We start from the raw sequence: 16,366 nt of genomic DNA, 5'->3' as shown, positions 1-16,366 counted from the left end.
CGCACGTCGGGGCGGAAGCCGAGGGTGCGCGGGCCGGGTTGGTGGCCGATGGACAACGTGCCGGGTTGGGCGCCACGGCGCCACACGCTGGGTTGGACGCCGACGGGCCGCACGTCGGGGCGGAAGCCGAGGGTGCGCGGGCCGGGTTGGTGGCCGATGGACAACGTGCCGGGTTGGGCGCCACGGCGCCACACGCTGGGTTGCGCGCCGACGAGCCGCACGCCGGATCGGGCGACGGGCAGCACGCCGCGTCGGACATCGGCGCACTGCGTGCCGCCCTGGCAGAGGCGCTGCCGAGCTACATGGTGCCCGCCGCGCTCGTTCGACTGGACGCGCTGCCGCTCAACGCCAACGGCAAGGTGGACCGCGCCGCACTGCCCCGGCCCGAACCAACCGCACGCGAGTTCCGTGCTCCGGCAACGGACCTGGAACACGCTGTGTGCGCCGTCTTTACCGAGGTACTGGAGGCGGAGCGAATCGGCATGGACGACAACTTCTTCGAGCGCGGCGGCAACTCACTGCTCGCCACGCGCCTGGCCACCCGGCTCAGCGCGGAACTCGGCGAACCGGTCCCCGTTGTCTGGTTGTTCTCCGCGCCGACGCCCGCCGGGCTCGTCACACAGCTCGAGCTGACCAGGTCCGGCCGGGGCAGGGTGGACGCGGCGGCGGCCTTCGACGTGCTGCTGCCGCTGCGACCGGGCGGCGGCAAGGCGCCGCTGTTCTGCCTGCACCCGGTCGGCGGTGTGGCCTGGTCGTTCGCCGGTTTGGCCGCGCACATCGACCCGCAACGGCCCATCTACGGGCTGCAATCCCCGGCGCTGAATTCGGCGGAACCACTGCCCGATTCGATCGAGGACTGGGCCCGGCGCTACGTCGCGGAGATCCGCGCCGTGCAACCGGAAGGGCCGTACCACCTGCTCGGCTGGTCGCTCGGCGGCGTTCTCGCGCACGCCGTCGCGATCCAGTTGCAGGACGAGGGGCAGCACGTCGCGACGCTGGCCATGATGGACAGCCCGCGCACGGAATCGGTGGCCGAGACCACCGTGCCGCTCGCCGACCTGCTCGGCGGACTGCTCGGCGAACAAGCCGCCGAGGCGGACACCGAACTCGGCCTCGCCGAACTCGCCGAGCGCATCGCCGAACTGCCGGAACCGTTCGCCTCCTTCGGCGCCGAACGGCTCGGCCGGGTACTGGACGCGGGAACCCGCTCCCTCGAACTACTCGCCCGCTACCGGCCTCGCCGCTACAAGGGCAACCTGGTGTATTTCACCGCCGCACTGGACGATCCGACCGGCGCGACCGGAGCCGCCAGCTGGTCCGATGCCGTGGACGGCACCGTGCACAACCACGCCGTCACCGCCACCCACTGGCGAATGACCACCGAATCCGCGCTCGCCCGCATCGGCCACGTGCTGACCGCGGCCTGGGCCGACACCGACCGCGCATGAACCTGTAGACGACTCACGAAAGGCCAACCATGACAAACCCATTCGACGACGATGACGCCCAGTTCTACGTCCTCACCAACGCCGAGGGCGAACACTCCCTGTGGCCCATCTTCGCCGCCATCCCCACCGGCTGGACCATCGCCTACGGTGCGTCCCCCCGCAGCGCCTGCCTGGAATACGTCGAAACCCACTGGACCGACATGCGCCCCAAGTCCCTGATCGCCGCCATGAACCCGAAGACGAACTGAACGCGGGGCGCGTCGGTCCTACTGCCGCGCCCAGAATGGCAGGCGCGGTAACCGACCGAAGGTGCCCTTCGTCCCGCCAGACCGGCTGGAGGTCACCTTCATCCCCGACCTGCGTGCCCAGGGCGGACCGACCCAGGGTGACCTTCATCGCGGCGGGTCGACTGGATCACCGCACCCCGCGCGACTACACGTCCACCCGCTGGGCGTCGACGACCTCCCTGGCCCGCTGCCGCCACTCGCTCACCGCGCGCCCGCTGCCGTTCAGCAGCGCCGAGTCGAATCGCTTGGCGCGCTTGGTGACCGTCAGCCCGACATAGGTGCGCGCGTTGGTGATGGCGGCGGTGGCGACGGCGCAGGCTTCGTCCACTTCGCCGGAGGCGAGCAGTGCGGTCGCGTGTTCGAAGCGCACCAGCGCGGGTTCCATCGTCTCGCTCGGGTCGTACAGCGAGATGGCTTGTGCCGCGGCGGTGGCCGTCTCGTCGGGCTTGCCGAGCCTGGCGTATCCGACGGCGCGGTAGAAGGCGAGCTTCTCCGGTCGGAACGAGAAGATGCCGATCGGCAGCTCCTCGGTCGCGACGGTGTCCAGCGCCCGCGCGGATTTGTCGATGCAGTGGGCGAAGTGGCGTTCGTCGCCGAGATCGGCGTGCGCGCGCGCCGCCATGCCCCAGAGCCAGGCGGCGGCCGCGCCGGTCGCCGGGTCCTGCGCGAGGCGAGGATCGAGCAGGCGCAGCACTTCCCTCGGTTTGTCGCTGTAGGTGGGCAGGTAGGCCAGTCCGGCGAGCGCGATGTCCTCCGAGTAGCGGTCGCCGATGTCCTGTGCGGCGTGGATGGCGGTGGCATACCACAACCGCGCTTGGCCGAAATGCCCTTCGTTGAACAAGATCTCGCCGACCACGTTGGCCAGTCGTCCCGCGGTGCGAACCAGCCGGATCTGGTGGTGGGTGGCCTGGCGCTCGCCGAGACATGCTCGCACCGTGCGGAACTGGTCGAGCGTGCCTTGCAGCAGCTCGTGCGGCGGCACCTGGACGACGTGCTTGCCCAGCGCCGCAGTGGATTCTTCCAGGAAACCGAGCCTGCGCTCGCTCATCGACCCGGCGTCCAGGGTCGCGAGCATCCGCTCCGGTTCGCTTGCCAAGAGTTCGGCAGCGTGTCCCGCCAGACCTGCGCCGATGCAGGCCAGCATTTCCCGCCTTCTCACGTCGTCATCCTCGACTTCCTCGTCGAGCCCGATCGGCGTCGACCGAACCTCCGGTCCGGCCTGCGCTTTGTCCCTACCGAGCTTGATTGTCCGATCGAGCGCCGCGCTCGCATCGTCGGTGTGGCCTGCCGCTTCGCGACCCGCCTTGATCGCCCGCTCGAATCGCGTGACGACGACTGAATCGGCCTCGGACAGCACTCGATCGAGTAGTCGACGGCTTGCGGCGTGCATCCGGGTTGTCCGGCCGTTCTCCCACAAGACCACGGTGCGCGGGGTAACGCCCACCAAACGTGCGAACTCGTAACGACTCCGCTTCATCGCCGTGCGAAGGGCAAGCACGTCCTCGCCCGTCCAGTCGACCTCAACCATAGGACCCGCTTCCTCGCATCAGGCCGATTCACTCGAAAATTACTCGCATTTATCGCATTCCGGACTGTTATGTACCCAATCGCAACGCGCAGTCTGTATTGGCACCCGGCGCCGGGGTTGTGCCCAGACCCTATGGGGGCGCCCACTCTCCGGAACCCGGCGCACGGTCCCGACGCGGTCATGATCCAGCCGCTTCGAGCGCGGTTCCGCCGGCGCTCCCGGCGCCGGGTGCACTGAACTCCGCGGAGGTGGACGATGAACGTACCGCATTCGGACTTGCGCGAACTGTGGCTTGTCCAAAGTCGTGACTGCGCAGCAGAACCGCAGGTCCTGGACTACGACAAGGCGAGATTCATCCTCTCCGTCCACGCCGGCCACGGCAGCGGCTGCCGCCAGTACCTAGCCGCCTCCGCCTACTGCTTCCGGCGCGCCGTAGACAAGTGATCCGATGTACTCGACGCTGTCCATCCTGACCGGTTGCGGTCTGGTCGTCTCCCTCATCGGCATCATCGGAACCTGCGTCGGCGACCCCCGCTCCGCAGCCGGACACCGCGCTCCCACAACACCTTTCACGGTCTCCGAAGCGCACCGCGCAATGCAGCAACACCGCGGTTGCCGGGCAGATGCTTGCGCCCGCAAAGGAGCCGCCTTCCGAACTTTGGTCGCGGCGGGACGCATAGTTCCCGATACCCGCGCCGACGGTTATTCGATGTAGTCGTCTGCGCGGCAACGGATGCCGTCGATCGCGTCTGTCAGTAACACTCTCAGTAGACTTCGACGTCGGAGAAGTCGTGCGGGTGGAAGCGACCTCGACCGCCATCGGCGCCCACTCGAAGTCGCGGTTCCAGCCCACAGGCCGCCCCTGGCGGAGGGGAACAGGCGCGCCTGTGTTCATCGACCGGTCGAACAACAGCACGACACTCGAGGCGTGGCGCCATGAACACCGGAGCCTGGCTGGTTCGGTGCGGAAATGATCCTCGGGGCTGAGGGGAATATCGGGGTGGTCCCGGATGTGCGGGGCACCGGACCTGCCTACCGTCGAGGTATGCGTCTGATACCGATCGTCGTGGCCGCTTCCGCGGTGGCACTGCTCACCGCGGGGTGTGCGAGTGACAGCCGGACGGAGTCGGCCGGGGTGTCGGATGCTCGGCTCGAGGCTGTGCAGGCGGACATCGACCGGGTGGTGGGGGCCGGGGTCACCGGGGCCATCGCGACGGTCACCGAGAACGGGGAGACCGTGGTCCGTACGGCCGGGGTGGCGGACCTGGGCACCGCGGCGCCGATCCCCACCCAACCCGCACAACAGACCCGCGTCGGCAGCATCACCAAGACCTTCACCAGCGCCCTCGTGCTGCAACTGGTCGCGGAGGGGAAGGTGCGGCTCGACGAACCGATCGACACCTACCTGCCCGGTCTGCTGCGCGGCGACGGCATCGATGGACGCGCCATCACGGTCCGGCAGATCCTGCGCCACCAGAGCGGTCTACCGGACTTCGCGGACGACCCGCGCGTCGACGAATACCGCGCGGGAGTCGAGAACCGCACGATGACACCCGCGGAAGGCATCGCGATCGTCAACGGTGGGCGGGCGGTGTTCGTGCCGGGCGAGCGCTACGAGTACAGCAATTCGAACTACCTGGTCGCCGGGATGTTGATCGAGCGGGTGACCGGAGCTCCGTACGCGGCGGAGTTGGAACGGCGCATCCTGAAACCCCTCGGCCTCGCCGACACGTACCTGCCCGGCGCTGGTGAGCGCGACATCCGCGGCCCGCACCCCGCGGGTTACGCCACCCTGAACGGCGTCGTCACCGACGTCTCCCGCATCGAGCCGTCCATCCCATGGGCGTCGGGCGCCCTGGTCTCGTCGGGCACGGACCTGAACCGCTTCTACGGCGCGCTGCTCGCGGGCCGGGTGTTGGAGGCCGCGGAGCTCCAGCAGATGCGCGATGGTGTGCCCAGCGACCAGGAATCGGGAATGGTCTACGGACTCGGCCTCGGATCCATCCAATTACCCTGCGGTGCTGAGTACTTCGGCCACAGCGGCGGAATCTATGGCTACTACACGGTATCCGGTGCGACCGTCGACGGGCGCGCGATCACCGTCGCCCTCACGAAGGCCCCGGAGACCGAACCCGACCTCATCGGCATGCTCGAACACGCACTGTGCCCATGAGAAACCGGACAAGCTCGCATTGCGCGCAGTCCAGCGTCAGCTGAAACCCACCGCCGCCAGGGGAATCATCGCGATGCCCGTGAGCGGACGGCTCGATGTCGACGGTGGGCGCCCACCTCTCAGACCAGGTTCTTCTCCTTGCGGATCCGGTGGCGTAGATCGACCATCAGCGCGTGGCTGCCGCCGTGCCGCAGGAACCGCGGGATGAACCGGTTGACGAAACCGACGAACACGAAAAGGTGCTCGAAGCGGCGCTGATCGGCGGCGGTCCACTCCAACCGCATCTGCTCGCGGAAGTACGGCGCGAGGAAGCCGATCGTCAGGAACTTCAGCAGGTTTCGGAACGGCAGGCGCAGGTACCAGTGGATCATGCGCAGGTTCAGCAGATCGTCGACGTAGGCGCGCACGTAATCGTCGAGTACGGCCTGGCGGCACGCCTGGTTCCAGTAGACGTCGAACTCGGCGCGCGTCTTGGGCCACATGTCCTCGGTGACCTGAAGCGTGGTGCCCAGAGTCGACGACGAGGCGTAGAAGGCTTCGGCCTGCTCGTCGTTCATCTTGCCTTGCAGCAGCTGGTAGGTGTCCTCGAAACCGATGTAAAGACATGCGGCGACCCACAGTTGGAGGTTGCGGTCGAACGCGTTGTATTTCACCGGGGCCCCCGGCTCGGACCGCACGTGGCGGTGCACCGAGTCGACTGCCTTGCGGTAGGCCATGCGCTCTTCCTCGGTGCCGAGGATCGCCACCGCCAGGTACTGGGTGGTGGTGCGTGCGCGCTTCCACGGATGCTTCATCAGCGCACCGGATTCCACCTTGCTCTCCGCGACGCCGTAACCCACGCCGGGCCTCGCCATCTGCATCGCCACGTTGGCCGCGGCGCCGGCGAAGGACCAGAAGTCCAGCGCGTCGGCCAGTTTGATCGGCCGCTTGGTGAACGGGCGGTGCGCGGAGCTGATGGGGATGCGCGTCTGCTCCTTGGTCAGTGGCGCCGGTTCGTTCTGGTACGAGAAGTGGGCGACCGCGGTCATCGGAGTCCTTCCGTTGTGTTCCTCGTGGTCCGGACCAGCCGCGCGACTCGCGCGGCGGTGGATCGTCCGGTGCCGAACAGGAATCCGGCGAGGAACAGCCAGCCGAGGAACTCGAAGACCGTCATCTCCACGCTGAGAATCCTGTTGAGTGCTTTCATCGTTCGACCTCCTGGAGGCCGATGCGGGGTCGAGGCGGGGTGTGATCACCCATCCGTCGATTATGTTACTGATTATTCTGCCTGACAAGAGTGCGCCTTGTCCGGGGTTTGCCCAGTTTCGAGACGGTCCGAGGCGGTGGAAGTGTGGTCGTGTTCTGACCGGAAATATCGGTGAAAGTCTTCCGTCCTGCCGTGAATCGTGCGTAACATACGGGACCATGCCGGACCGGATCTCAGCGGTCGGGTGCGCCCGCGACGTCGCGATCTCCTTCGGTACGCGTGGGCGACCTCGACGGGGTTCGGCCCGGCGCAGGAAAGGATGCGACGTACATGCTCAAGAGGCTGGATCGAATATTCAGCTACGAGATGAAGGTCTCCGAGTTCTTCGGGACACTCATCATCCTCGGAATCCCTTACGGGCTGGTCGGAGTCGTCTGGACGCTGACCCACACGAGTCACCTGCGCGAGATGCACGGCATCGACGTGGTGATCTCGTTCCTCGGATCGATCGTGTGCTGGCCGGTGCTCACCTTCTCGAATGTGTGCATGACCTGATGATGATCTTGGTGTGGCTCATCGACATCTTGGTGATCGGCGTCAAGATCCTCGGTGGGCGGATGGAAGTGAATCCGATTCTGCGCTACGGGCTTTGGGTCGCCGTGCTGAGCGCCGTCGCCGCGGGCGTCGCCGTCGTCGGCTACGGGCTGGTGGCGGGGGCGGGTGTAGCTGCCCAGGGGTGGTTCTCCGGGTGAGTACCTGCCAACGGATAAGGCCGGGTTGCTCGTGTGCCGTCTACGCACATGGGCACCTGCCGTGAGCGGATTCACCTGCTCGGCGCCGACCGGACGTGACGTGGATGGGTGTCCGGAATGGATGTGATTGTCTGGTCACTTCTCTGGCGTCGAGTGTCTGACATGGGCGCGGAAGTACGGCGATCACCTCGATTTCTTCGCAGGTGACGCGCCTACTCGGTAATCGAACCCAGCTCGTCCCGTTGGGCCGATACCCTCGGAAATATTGAGAATTCTTATTCACATGTGACTTGTGTCGCCCACTGCCTCCGTGCGACACTTCACACGCTCCGCGCCCCCGAAGGGGTCACCGTTACCGGTCGGCGAAGTGAGCGAAAGAAGGCCGAGAAAGGACTCGGGCACCGTGACAACCATCGAACGACCTCCGGGTCGGATCGAACCGGGGGAGTCTCCGGAGCGCACCGATCTGGAGCAGGCCGTCGAGGACCTGAAGGGGCTGTGGCGGCGTCATCCGCAGCGGTCGCTGGAAACCCTCGGCAGGCAGGTGATGCTCGGGCGCGACGCGGTCATCGAACTGATCCGCGCGATCGTCGCCCGGCGTTTCCCGTACCACGAGTTCATCAGGCAGTGCGCCTTCATGTCGAGCGTCTCCGCGGCGCCGACGGTGTTCGTCGCGATCCCGATCGCCGTCGTCGTCTCGATTCAGGTCGGAGCGCTGGTGAATCAGGTCGGCGCGACGACGTTCATCGGCGCGGTCGCCGGACTCGGCATCATCCGGCAGGGTGCGCCGCTGGTCACCTCGCTGATGATCGCGGGCGCGGTCGGCTCGGCGATCTGCGCCGACCTCGGCTCGCGCACCATCCGCGAGGAGATCGACGCCATGATGGTGATGGGCGTCGATCCGGTGCGCAGGCTGGTCGCGCCGCGCCTGGTGGCGGCGGTGCTGGTCAGCATGCTGCTGTGCGGGTTCATCGTGTTCGTCGGTTTCGCGACGGCCTACATGTTCAACGTCTACGCCCAATCCGGCACGCCGGGTTCGTTCATCGGCTCGTTCGCGTCCTTCGCGGTGGCCAACGATCTCATCGTCGCGCTGGTCAAAGCCGCCATCTTCGGCGCGCTCACCGCGATCATCGCCTGTGACATCGGGCTGCACGCCAAGGGCGGTCCCGGCGGTGTCGCGAACGCGGTGAACTCCGCGGTCGTCACCTCGGCGCTGATGCTCTTCGCCACCAACATCATTCTCACCCAGCTGTACAACACGCTGTTCCCGACGAAGGTGATCTGAGGTGGGCACGAAGTACACCCCGCCCGCCCTGAGACCATTCCGGGCGGTCGGCACCGCGGTCGCCGTGCCGTACCGGGCCAATCAGCGACTCGGCCACCAAGCCATCACGTTCTTCCAGGCGCTTGGCGCGATTCCGTTCGTGCTCAAGCACTATCGCAAGGAAGTGCTGCGGCTGACCGCCGATGTCGGGTGGGGCAACGGCTCGCTCGTCGTCGGCGGCGGCACCGTGGGCGTGGTGATCATCCTGTGCGCCTTCGGCGGCATCACCGTCGGCATGGAATCGTTCACCGCACTCAACCTGCTCACCATGGGTCCGCTGACCGGCGCGATCTCGGGATTCGCCACCACGCGCGAACTCGCTCCGATCCTGGCGACGCTGGCCTTCGCCATCCAGGCCGGCTGCCGGTTCACCGCGCAACTCGGCGCGATGCGGATCTCCGAGGAGATCGATGCATTGGAATCCATTGCCATCCGGCCACTTCCGTATCTGGTCAGCACCAGGATGATCGCGTCCACGCTGACCATCGTCCCGCTCTACACGGTGGGCCTCGCGGTGGCATACCTGGCCACCAAGCTCTCGGTGCTCTTCCTCGGCGGTACCTCCGCGGGCACCTACGACCACTACTTCTTCCAATTCCTCATCGGGACCGATGTCTTCTTCTCGCTGCTCAAAGTCGTCGTCTTCGTGCTGCTCGCGACGTTCATCCAGTGCTACTACGGCTATGTCGCCTCGGGCGGGCCGGAGGGCGTCGGCGTCGCGGCCGGTCAGGCGATCAAGATGGTGATCGTCGTGATGGTTTTCGCGAATCTGTTCATGACACTGGCCATTTGGGGCATCGACCCCGGCTTCCGGATCTCGGGATAGGGGCCGCGCATGCTTCTCGATCCCAGTGGCCGCGGGCCGAGCGCCCGCCAGCTCTCCCTGGCCGGTCTGGCCATGCTGACGGCCACCGCGATATTGCTCGGCCTGCTGATGCTGCGCTACAACGGCTTCTTCGAGGACAAGGTCCGGGTGACTGCCGAGCTGACCAGCACCGGCGATGGTCTGCCATCGCGCGCCGACGTGAAGTTCCGCGGCATGGTGGTCGGCACGGTCGCGGCCGTCGAGGTGGTCGCCAAGGGTGAACGGCAGCGCGCCGAGATCCACCTGAAACCTGCCGTCGCTCCGACGATTCCGGCCGGTGTCACGGCGCGCGTGGTGCCCAACAACCTGTTCGGCGTCACCGCGATCGAACTCGTCGACAACGGCTCGGCGGGCGCGAAACTCGCCGCCGGTGCGGTGATCCCGGAGGACACCAGCACGTCGACGATGCAGTTGCAGACCACGCTCACCGTGCTGCGCGACGTGCTCGACAACATCCAGCCCGAGAAGCTGGGCCGGGTACTGGCGACTCTTGCCGCCGCGCTCGATCCCGCCGCGCGCGTGCCGGGTTCGACGATCGAGCGGCTGGACCGCTGGGTCACGGAAGTGCGCGCGATCCCCGGTGTCGGCGAGCTGCTCGGCGATCTCGGCAGGGCCACAACGGAACTCAGCAAGTCGGCGCCCGACCTGGTCGGCGTGCTCGCCGAGTCGGTCACGACGGCCCGAACGCTCACCGAGCGCCGTGACAACCTGATAGCGCTGCTGGCCAACGCGAGCAGCACCATCGACTCGGTCAATTCCTTGTTCGCCCGAAACCCGGACGCGGCAAAGGATCTCGTACCCGGCTTGGACGAGCTGTTCGGCAGCTTGGCCCAAGACCCGCAGGCCATCCCGGACACCGCGCGCAACCTCAACGCCTCGCTGGCGAAGCTGGCCACCGTGTTCCACTTCGGCCCGAGCCGCCAGATGGTGTGGAAGATGGACGTCAGCTTCACGCCCTTCCAGCAGTACACCGCCGCGGACTGCCCGTCCTACGGTTACCTCACGGGCCCGCGTTGCGGCGGTCCGACGGTGCCGGAAGTCGCGCCGGAGCAGGAGTACCCGGCCCAGTTGCGGCCGCGCTGGCTCGACGCCGCGGGACCGCGGCCGACGCTCGCTCTCCCGGGACTCGAAGCGACTCCCGCACTTCCGGGCCTCCCGAGCCTGCCCGCGATTCCCGGACTCCCCATTCCCGGACTGCCGGCGATTCCCGGAATCACCGTGCCCGCCGCGGGCGCCCCGGCAGCTCGCCCGATCGCGGGCGGCCGCGGGCACGCCGGAGTCGCGGCGATCGTCGGCGGCCAACCGACCGCCGCGCAGCTCCTGCTGCTGACGCCGCTGCTGGCGGGCGGGTCGGTGACCGTGTACGACACCGAAGGGGGCAACTAGATGAAATCCGGAAAGGCCCTCGCGGGCTTCGGCTTCTTCGCCGTGCTGGCCATCACGCTGACCTACACCATCTGGTCGACCTTGCAGCGCTCGGTTCCCGGCGACACGCACACCTACTCCGCGACCTTCTCCGACGTGATGGGCGTGCGGGTCGGTGACGACGTCCGGATGGCGGGCGTGCGAGTCGGCCGGGTCGACCGGATCGATTTCGACGACGCCTACAAGGCGGTCATCGATTTCCGCATCCAGGACCGTCAGCGGCTCACCACCTCGACCAAAGCGCTTGTGCGATATCAGAACCTGATCGGTCAGCGATATATCGCGCTAGTTCCCGGCAAGGAAGAGGGCGAGCCGCTTCGGCCTGGCGGTCATATCTCACTGGACAACACCGAACCGTCCTTCGACGTCTCGGCGCTGCTCTCCGGTTTCGAGCCGCTGTTCAGCGTGCTGCAACCCGATCAGGTGAACTCGCTGTCGGAGACGCTGATTCAGGCCTTGCAAGGCGACGGCGTCTCCCTGAGCACCCTGATCACCCAGGCCGCCGATCTGGCAAGCACCTTCGGCCAGCGCGATCGCATCCTCGGCGACGTGATCACCAACCTGAGCAGCGTGATCGCCGGATTGGCCAATCGCTCAGCCGAATTGGAGACGCTCATCGCCCAGTCCAGGGCGCTCGTCGAGGCGCTCTACGCCGAAGGTGAGTCGCTGAAGCAGTCCGTCGATTTGGTGGCGAAATCCACCGACTCCCTGGTCTCTCTCATCGCCCAGGTACAGCCCGACTTGGCCGGGGCGCAGAACGACGCCACCACCGGCATCGCCATGCTGCTGCTCAACGGCGCCGCGCTGGACAAGGCCGCCGTGCAATTCCCGACGCTGCTCAACGCGCTGGCCCGCTTCACCAGCTACGGCGCCTACGGCAACGCCTACATCTGCCGCCTCGACGTCTCGCTGTGGGGCGTATTGCTCCCGCCGGGTCTGTTCTCGCAGGTCGGCGGCGAATCCCAATCGGAGGTGTGCCGATGATGGCGCGGATTCGGTTGCCGAGGTATTCGGCGAACCGCTACCTCTGGCTCGGCGTGCTCGCGGCGGCCTTCGTAGCGCTGCTGCTGGTCGGCTCCAGCGTGGTGTCCGAGGCGCGGCTGTCGGACAAGACGATCAAGGCCGAGTTCGCCCAGGCGGCGGGACTGCGGCCGGGTGCGACGGTCGACGTGTCGGGCATCGAGGTCGGTCAGGTCCGCGCGGTGCGGCTGGACGGCGACAAGGTGGTCGTCGACCTGCGCGTGCGCCGCGATCTGCGGCTCGGCCCGAACGCGCGGGCCGCGATAAAGATGTCGACCATCCTGGGCAGGCTGCACATCGAACTGACTCCGGGCGACGGGAAGGGATTGCCGGACAACATCATCCGGCTGTCCAACACATCGGTTCCGTACAACCTCGGCAAGGTCATCCAGGACCCGCAGTACAAGTCGTCCTTCGAGCGGATCGAGCGGATCGATCCGGACAAGCTGCGCCAGGCGCTGGACGTGTTCGACCAGCAGATGGGCGACTCGCCGCAGCTGACCGTCGCCGCGCTGGACAGCATCGGCGCGCTGGCCAAGGTGATCAACGATCGCCGCGACGAGGTCGACCTGCTGCTGAAGAGCATGGACGAGGTCTCGCAGCTGGTCGCCGACAACCAGAACAGCGTGCTGCTGCTGCTCACCCGCGGCGAGGCGATCGGCAACGCGGTCGCGCTGCGCCAGGACCTGCTGCGCCAGCTGCTCGACAACGTCGCGGCGCTGTCGGCCCTGCTCCAGGAGATGGGCATCGAGAACAACGACCAGCTCGGGCCGCTCATCCAGAACCTCAACACCATGACCGAGGGGCTGGAGAAGAACCGGGAGAACCTGGACCGGTTGTACGAGATCATGCCGGTGGCCATGCGGCAGTTCAACAACGCGCTCGGCAACGGGCCGTACGGCGAGGTCTGGGCGCCGTGGTTTCTCCCGGACAACTGGCTGTGTTTCGCGCAAGCGGTACCGGGGTGCAACTGATGACGATTCGTGGAGTCCTGAAGCTGGCCGCCCTGTGCGTGGTGGCGGCGGTGAGCAGCGGCTGTTCGCTGCTGCCCGAGAGCGTGAGTTCGCTACCCGACCGATATCTCGGTGAACAATTGCGGATCAGCGCGGATTTCGAGAACGTGGCGGGCCTGTACGCGGGCAACGAGGTGGCCGTTCTCGGTGTTCCGGTGGGCCGGGTCGACACCGTGACCGCGCGCGGCAGCTACGTCGAGGTCACCATGTCCATCGACAAGGACGTGCAGGTGCCCGCCGATGCCATTGCCGCGCTGGTCTCACCGCAGCTGATCACCAACCGGCACGTCGAGCTGGCCCCGGCCTACACCGGCGGCCCGACTCTCGCCGACGGCGCGCACATCCCGCTCGCGCGCACCAGAACACCGGTCGAACTGGACCGGATCCTGGAGAACTTCGACCAGCTCGGTGCGGCGCTGAAAGGCGACAACGAGAGTGGCCCAATGGCCAGCCGGGTGCTGTTCCCCCTGCTCGACGGCAACGGCGACCGATTGCGGGAGACGCTCGACTCCCTCTCCGCCGCTTTCGAGGTGACCTTGGCCAACAAGGACCAGATCGCCAACACCATCATCAAACTGAACGAGATCACCCAGGTGATCGCGTCCAACGATCAGACGGTGCGCGACTTCAGCGGCAGGCTCACCGAGTTGGTGCGTTTGATGGGCGAGCAGTCGCCCGGTCTGCACGCGGTGCTGACCCAGCTCAACGATTTCGTGAACAACACCTCGACGGTTGTCGGACAGAACCGAGACCAGTTGGCGGGCGCCCTCACTCGCTTCGTCGCCATCACCGAGCAGATGCGCGCGAACTCGCGTCAGCTCACCGAGATCGTCGACGTCACACCGCTGTTCTTCGAGAACATCACCAACGCGATGAGCCGCGAGCACCAGGCCGTCCGACTGCACGGCCTGCTCGACAAGGCCGTGCTGGACGGCGAGGCGCTCGCGCTGTTCTGTGAGCGGATTCAGCTGCGGCTGGACGGCTGTCGCACCGGAAAGATCCAAGACATGGGACCGGATTTCGGTCTCACCGCCGCACTGCTGGGGATCACGAAATGAGGACGAAGGCGGCGTTGCGTCGTTCCATCGCGGCCGGGTTGGTCGCCGCGAGCATCGGCGCGACGACCGGTTGCGCGGTGACCGTGGACAACGTGCCGCTGCCCAAGCCGGGCATCGGCGCACCCGGATACAAGATTCACGCCGCGTTCCGCGACGCGCTCAACCTGCCGGATCGCGCGCACGTGAAGATCGGCGGCACCGACATCGGCGTGGTGACCGCGATCAGCACCACGAACTTCCTCGCCGACGTGGAAATGGAGATCCGCGAGGACATCCGGCTACCGCGCGGCACCACCGCGGAATTGCGACAGGCGACCCCGCTCGGCGACATCTTCGTCGCCATGACCCTGCCCGCCGCGCAGGACAGCACGGAGATGCTGCGTCCGGGCGACACCATCGGCACCGAACACACCTCGGCGGGCGCGTCGGTGGAGCAGCTGATGGTCTCGATCTCCATGCTGCTCAACGGCGGCGGGCTCAATCAGGCGGCCAAGATCACCGCCGAGATGAACTCGATGTTCGCGGGGCGGGCGCCGCAACTGTCGCACCTGCTCATCGAATTGAGCAGCGCCATCGACGCGTTGAACCGGCGCACCGCCGACATCGACAGCGTGCTCTCCGGCGTCAACCTGCTGACCGGCGAATTGGCCGCGCGCAAAGCCGAACTCGGCGCGGCCGCCGACACCTTTCCCGCACTGCTCGGCCTGTTCGCCGAGAACAACAGGGACATCTCGGCCTTGATCGGCAAGGTGTCGGTGACCATGTCGGCGCTCGGCGATTTCACCGAGACCACCGGTCCGGAGTTCGTCGGCCTCTTCGACAGCATCCAGCGGCTGATGTCCGGCTTCACCCAGATGGGCGAGGAATTGGGACTGGCGTTGGAGCGTTTCGATCAAATGTATCCGTCCGTCATGGCGTCGTTCGACGGACCGAATCTGTCGGTCGCGGCGACGGTTTCGTATCTCAGCATCGGCGCGCTGACCGATCCGAGCGGCAGCCGTCCGCCGGAACTCGGTGACGTGCCCGCCTTCATCGGCAGCCTCGCGCAGGTCATCGAGAAGGTGATCGGCAGGCTCACCAGCCCGCCGCGCACGGAGGGCGGACGATGAACATCCCGCTCTGGAATTACCTGGTACGCAAGCGGATCGCGGTCGCCAACATCGGCCTGGTACTCGTGCTGATCGCGGGCTCGGTCTACCTGAGTTCGCAGGTGCTGCGCTTCAACCCGGTGCCGAACACGTATCTGGTCACCGTGCAGTTGCAGACCTCCGGCGGGTTGCTGGCGAACAACGACGTCACCTTCCGCGGCACCAGGGTCGGCCTGGTGCGCGAGGTCCGGGTGGCGGACGTCGGTATCGAGGCCATCGCCGAAATCCAGTCCGGCGCGCGCATCCCGGTCGGCGGCACCGTCGCGGTCGGCCGCCTCTCCGCCGCGGGGGAGCAGTACCTGGATTTCCGGCCGGACTCGGACACCGGTCCCTACCTCGGTGACGGCGATGTGGTGCCGGTGTCCCGCACCGCGGCACCGGTCTCGGTGCAGTCCGTGCTGGCGAACGTGAGCGGCATGATCGGCGGACTGAACCCGCAGCGGCTCACCGTGATCGTCGACGAGCTGGACAAGGCGTTGGCCGGTGGCCCGGATCGCTTGCGCAACATGATCTCCGGAATCAGCAGAGCCATGGCGGGACTCAACGACCTGCTGCCACAGACCAGGCAATTGATCGAGAACCTCGAGATCATCGCGGAGACCACCTCGCACGCCCAGCCCGACCTGACGACCCTCACCACCGGCGCGGGCGCGCTGTTCGAACAGCTGACGGCCGCCGACCAGGAGGTCCGGCGCTTCCTCGACCTGGCGCCCGGCCAGCTGGCGACGCTGGGCGGCTTCGTCGCCGAGACCGAGGACCCGGTGACCAACCTGGTGACGAACTTCGTGGCCATCACCAAGTCGGCGAAGCTGCGCCAGCCCGCCATCGCGGCGTTGTTCCCCGCGCTGCGCACCGGCACCGAGGCGATCGGCGTCCCGGCACACGACGGCGCCTTCCATACCCTCGTCGACCCCTGGCCGCGGCCGACCTGCGACTACGAGACGATCCCCGTCGTGCCGACGCTGGCCACCACCGACACCAGGGTGCGGCTCTACAACTACTGCGTCACGAGCAACCCAGCTCTACAGGTGCGCGGTTCGGCCAACGCGCCGCGGCCCAATGTGCCCGACAACGGCTCCGGCCCGCCGCCGGGTGTGACCGGAAACGAACTGTCCCGACCCGTTCCCGGGCGATAGGAA

General features: G+C 67.0%; 17 protein-coding genes. 13 read left to right on the top strand and 4 right to left on the bottom strand.

Translation table 11 applies throughout. From position 1 onward, the window contains the following. Positions 1-245: hypothetical protein (locus AB0H49_RS27770; RefSeq protein ID WP_357255659.1), on the bottom strand; the 245-nt coding region annotated here is incomplete at its 3' end. A gap of 192 nt (positions 246-437) precedes the next feature. Between AB0H49_RS27770 and AB0H49_RS27765 the strand changes: the two genes are divergently transcribed. Beyond that, positions 438-1,448, top strand: coding sequence for an alpha/beta fold hydrolase (locus AB0H49_RS27765; protein WP_357255658.1), 1,011 nt, complete (start codon positions 438-440; stop codon positions 1,446-1,448). A 29-nt stretch (positions 1,449-1,477) separates the two neighbouring features. Then, the gene (locus tag AB0H49_RS27760) at positions 1,478-1,696 is read left to right on the top strand and encodes an MbtH family protein (RefSeq protein WP_354998974.1); all 219 of its coding nucleotides are present in this window, start codon (positions 1,478-1,480) and stop codon (positions 1,694-1,696) included. A gap of 184 nt (positions 1,697-1,880) precedes the next feature. On the opposite strand, the gene AB0H49_RS27755 is transcribed toward AB0H49_RS27760, so the two are convergent. Then, positions 1,881-3,263 carry a hypothetical protein gene (locus tag AB0H49_RS27755; RefSeq protein ID WP_357255655.1) on the bottom strand — a complete coding sequence of 461 codons (1,383 nt, stop codon included), beginning with the start codon at positions 3,261-3,263 and terminating at the stop codon, positions 1,881-1,883. A 1,045-nt stretch (positions 3,264-4,308) separates the two neighbouring features. Here AB0H49_RS27755 and AB0H49_RS27750 point away from each other — a divergent pair. Then, on the top strand, positions 4,309-5,436 hold the full coding sequence (locus tag AB0H49_RS27750) for a serine hydrolase domain-containing protein (RefSeq protein ID WP_357255653.1): 1,128 nt from the start codon (positions 4,309-4,311) through the stop codon (positions 5,434-5,436). Positions 5,437-5,555: 119 nt separating this feature from the next. Here AB0H49_RS27750 and AB0H49_RS27745 read toward each other — a convergent pair whose 3' ends face one another. Together AB0H49_RS27745 and AB0H49_RS27740 are read right to left on the bottom strand one after the other, a co-directional pair. Beyond that, the gene (locus tag AB0H49_RS27745; RefSeq protein WP_357255651.1) at positions 5,556-6,464 is read right to left on the bottom strand and encodes an oxygenase MpaB family protein; all 909 of its coding nucleotides are present in this window, start codon (positions 6,462-6,464) and stop codon (positions 5,556-5,558) included. After that, complete coding sequence (locus AB0H49_RS27740; protein WP_355002201.1) at positions 6,461-6,622, bottom strand: hypothetical protein; 162 nt, start codon at positions 6,620-6,622, stop codon at positions 6,461-6,463. Before AB0H49_RS27740 ends, AB0H49_RS27745 begins: the two co-directional genes overlap by 4 nt. Positions 6,623-6,952: 330 nt before the next feature. On the opposite strand from AB0H49_RS27740, the gene AB0H49_RS27735 reads away from it, so the two are divergent. The 10 genes from AB0H49_RS27735 to AB0H49_RS27690 all read left to right on the top strand — a co-directional run bounded on the left by AB0H49_RS27735 (position 6,953) and on the right by AB0H49_RS27690 (position 16,363). After that, positions 6,953-7,177, top strand: coding sequence for a hypothetical protein (locus AB0H49_RS27735; RefSeq protein ID WP_357255649.1), 225 nt, complete (start codon positions 6,953-6,955; stop codon positions 7,175-7,177). After that, on the top strand, positions 7,177-7,374 hold the full coding sequence (locus tag AB0H49_RS27730) for a hypothetical protein (protein WP_357255647.1): 198 nt from the start codon (positions 7,177-7,179) through the stop codon (positions 7,372-7,374). The genes AB0H49_RS27735 and AB0H49_RS27730 overlap by 1 nt, the downstream gene beginning before the upstream one ends. Before the next feature lie 433 nt (positions 7,375-7,807). After that, positions 7,808-8,659, top strand: coding sequence for an ABC transporter permease (locus AB0H49_RS27725; protein ID WP_355002230.1), 852 nt, complete (start codon positions 7,808-7,810; stop codon positions 8,657-8,659). Position 8,660: 1 nt separating this feature from the next. After that, positions 8,661-9,524 carry an ABC transporter permease gene (locus AB0H49_RS27720; protein ID WP_355002199.1) on the top strand — a complete coding sequence of 288 codons (864 nt, stop codon included), beginning with the start codon at positions 8,661-8,663 and terminating at the stop codon, positions 9,522-9,524. Positions 9,525-9,533: 9 nt separating this feature from the next. Continuing rightward, on the top strand, positions 9,534-10,949 hold the full coding sequence (locus AB0H49_RS27715; protein ID WP_357255645.1) for an MCE family protein: 1,416 nt from the start codon (positions 9,534-9,536) through the stop codon (positions 10,947-10,949). After that, entirely contained in the window at positions 10,950-11,972 is a 1,023-nt protein-coding gene (locus AB0H49_RS27710; RefSeq protein ID WP_357255643.1) for an MlaD family protein, read from the top strand. It begins immediately after the preceding gene. Beyond that, on the top strand, positions 11,972-12,982 hold the full coding sequence (locus AB0H49_RS27705; RefSeq protein ID WP_355002229.1) for an MCE family protein: 1,011 nt from the start codon (positions 11,972-11,974) through the stop codon (positions 12,980-12,982). Before AB0H49_RS27710 ends, AB0H49_RS27705 begins: the two co-directional genes overlap by 1 nt. Further along, positions 12,982-14,079 (top strand): MCE family protein, encoded by a 1,098-nt coding sequence (locus AB0H49_RS27700; protein WP_357255641.1) that lies wholly within the window; start codon positions 12,982-12,984, stop codon positions 14,077-14,079. The genes AB0H49_RS27705 and AB0H49_RS27700 overlap by 1 nt, the downstream gene beginning before the upstream one ends. Next, positions 14,076-15,188, top strand: coding sequence for an MCE family protein (locus AB0H49_RS27695; RefSeq protein WP_355002195.1), 1,113 nt, complete (start codon positions 14,076-14,078; stop codon positions 15,186-15,188). Before AB0H49_RS27700 ends, AB0H49_RS27695 begins: the two co-directional genes overlap by 4 nt. After that, the gene (locus AB0H49_RS27690) at positions 15,185-16,363 is read left to right on the top strand and encodes an MCE family protein (protein ID WP_357255639.1); all 1,179 of its coding nucleotides are present in this window, start codon (positions 15,185-15,187) and stop codon (positions 16,361-16,363) included. The genes AB0H49_RS27695 and AB0H49_RS27690 overlap by 4 nt, the downstream gene beginning before the upstream one ends. Positions 16,364-16,366: the final 3 nt, after the last annotated feature.

Origin of the sequence: Nocardia sp. NPDC050713, from assembly GCF_040654315.1 — a bacterium.
In the GTDB taxonomy this organism is placed as follows: Bacteria; Actinomycetota; Actinomycetes; order Mycobacteriales; family Mycobacteriaceae; genus Nocardia.
This window is presented reverse-complemented; position numbering and strand designations above follow the sequence as displayed.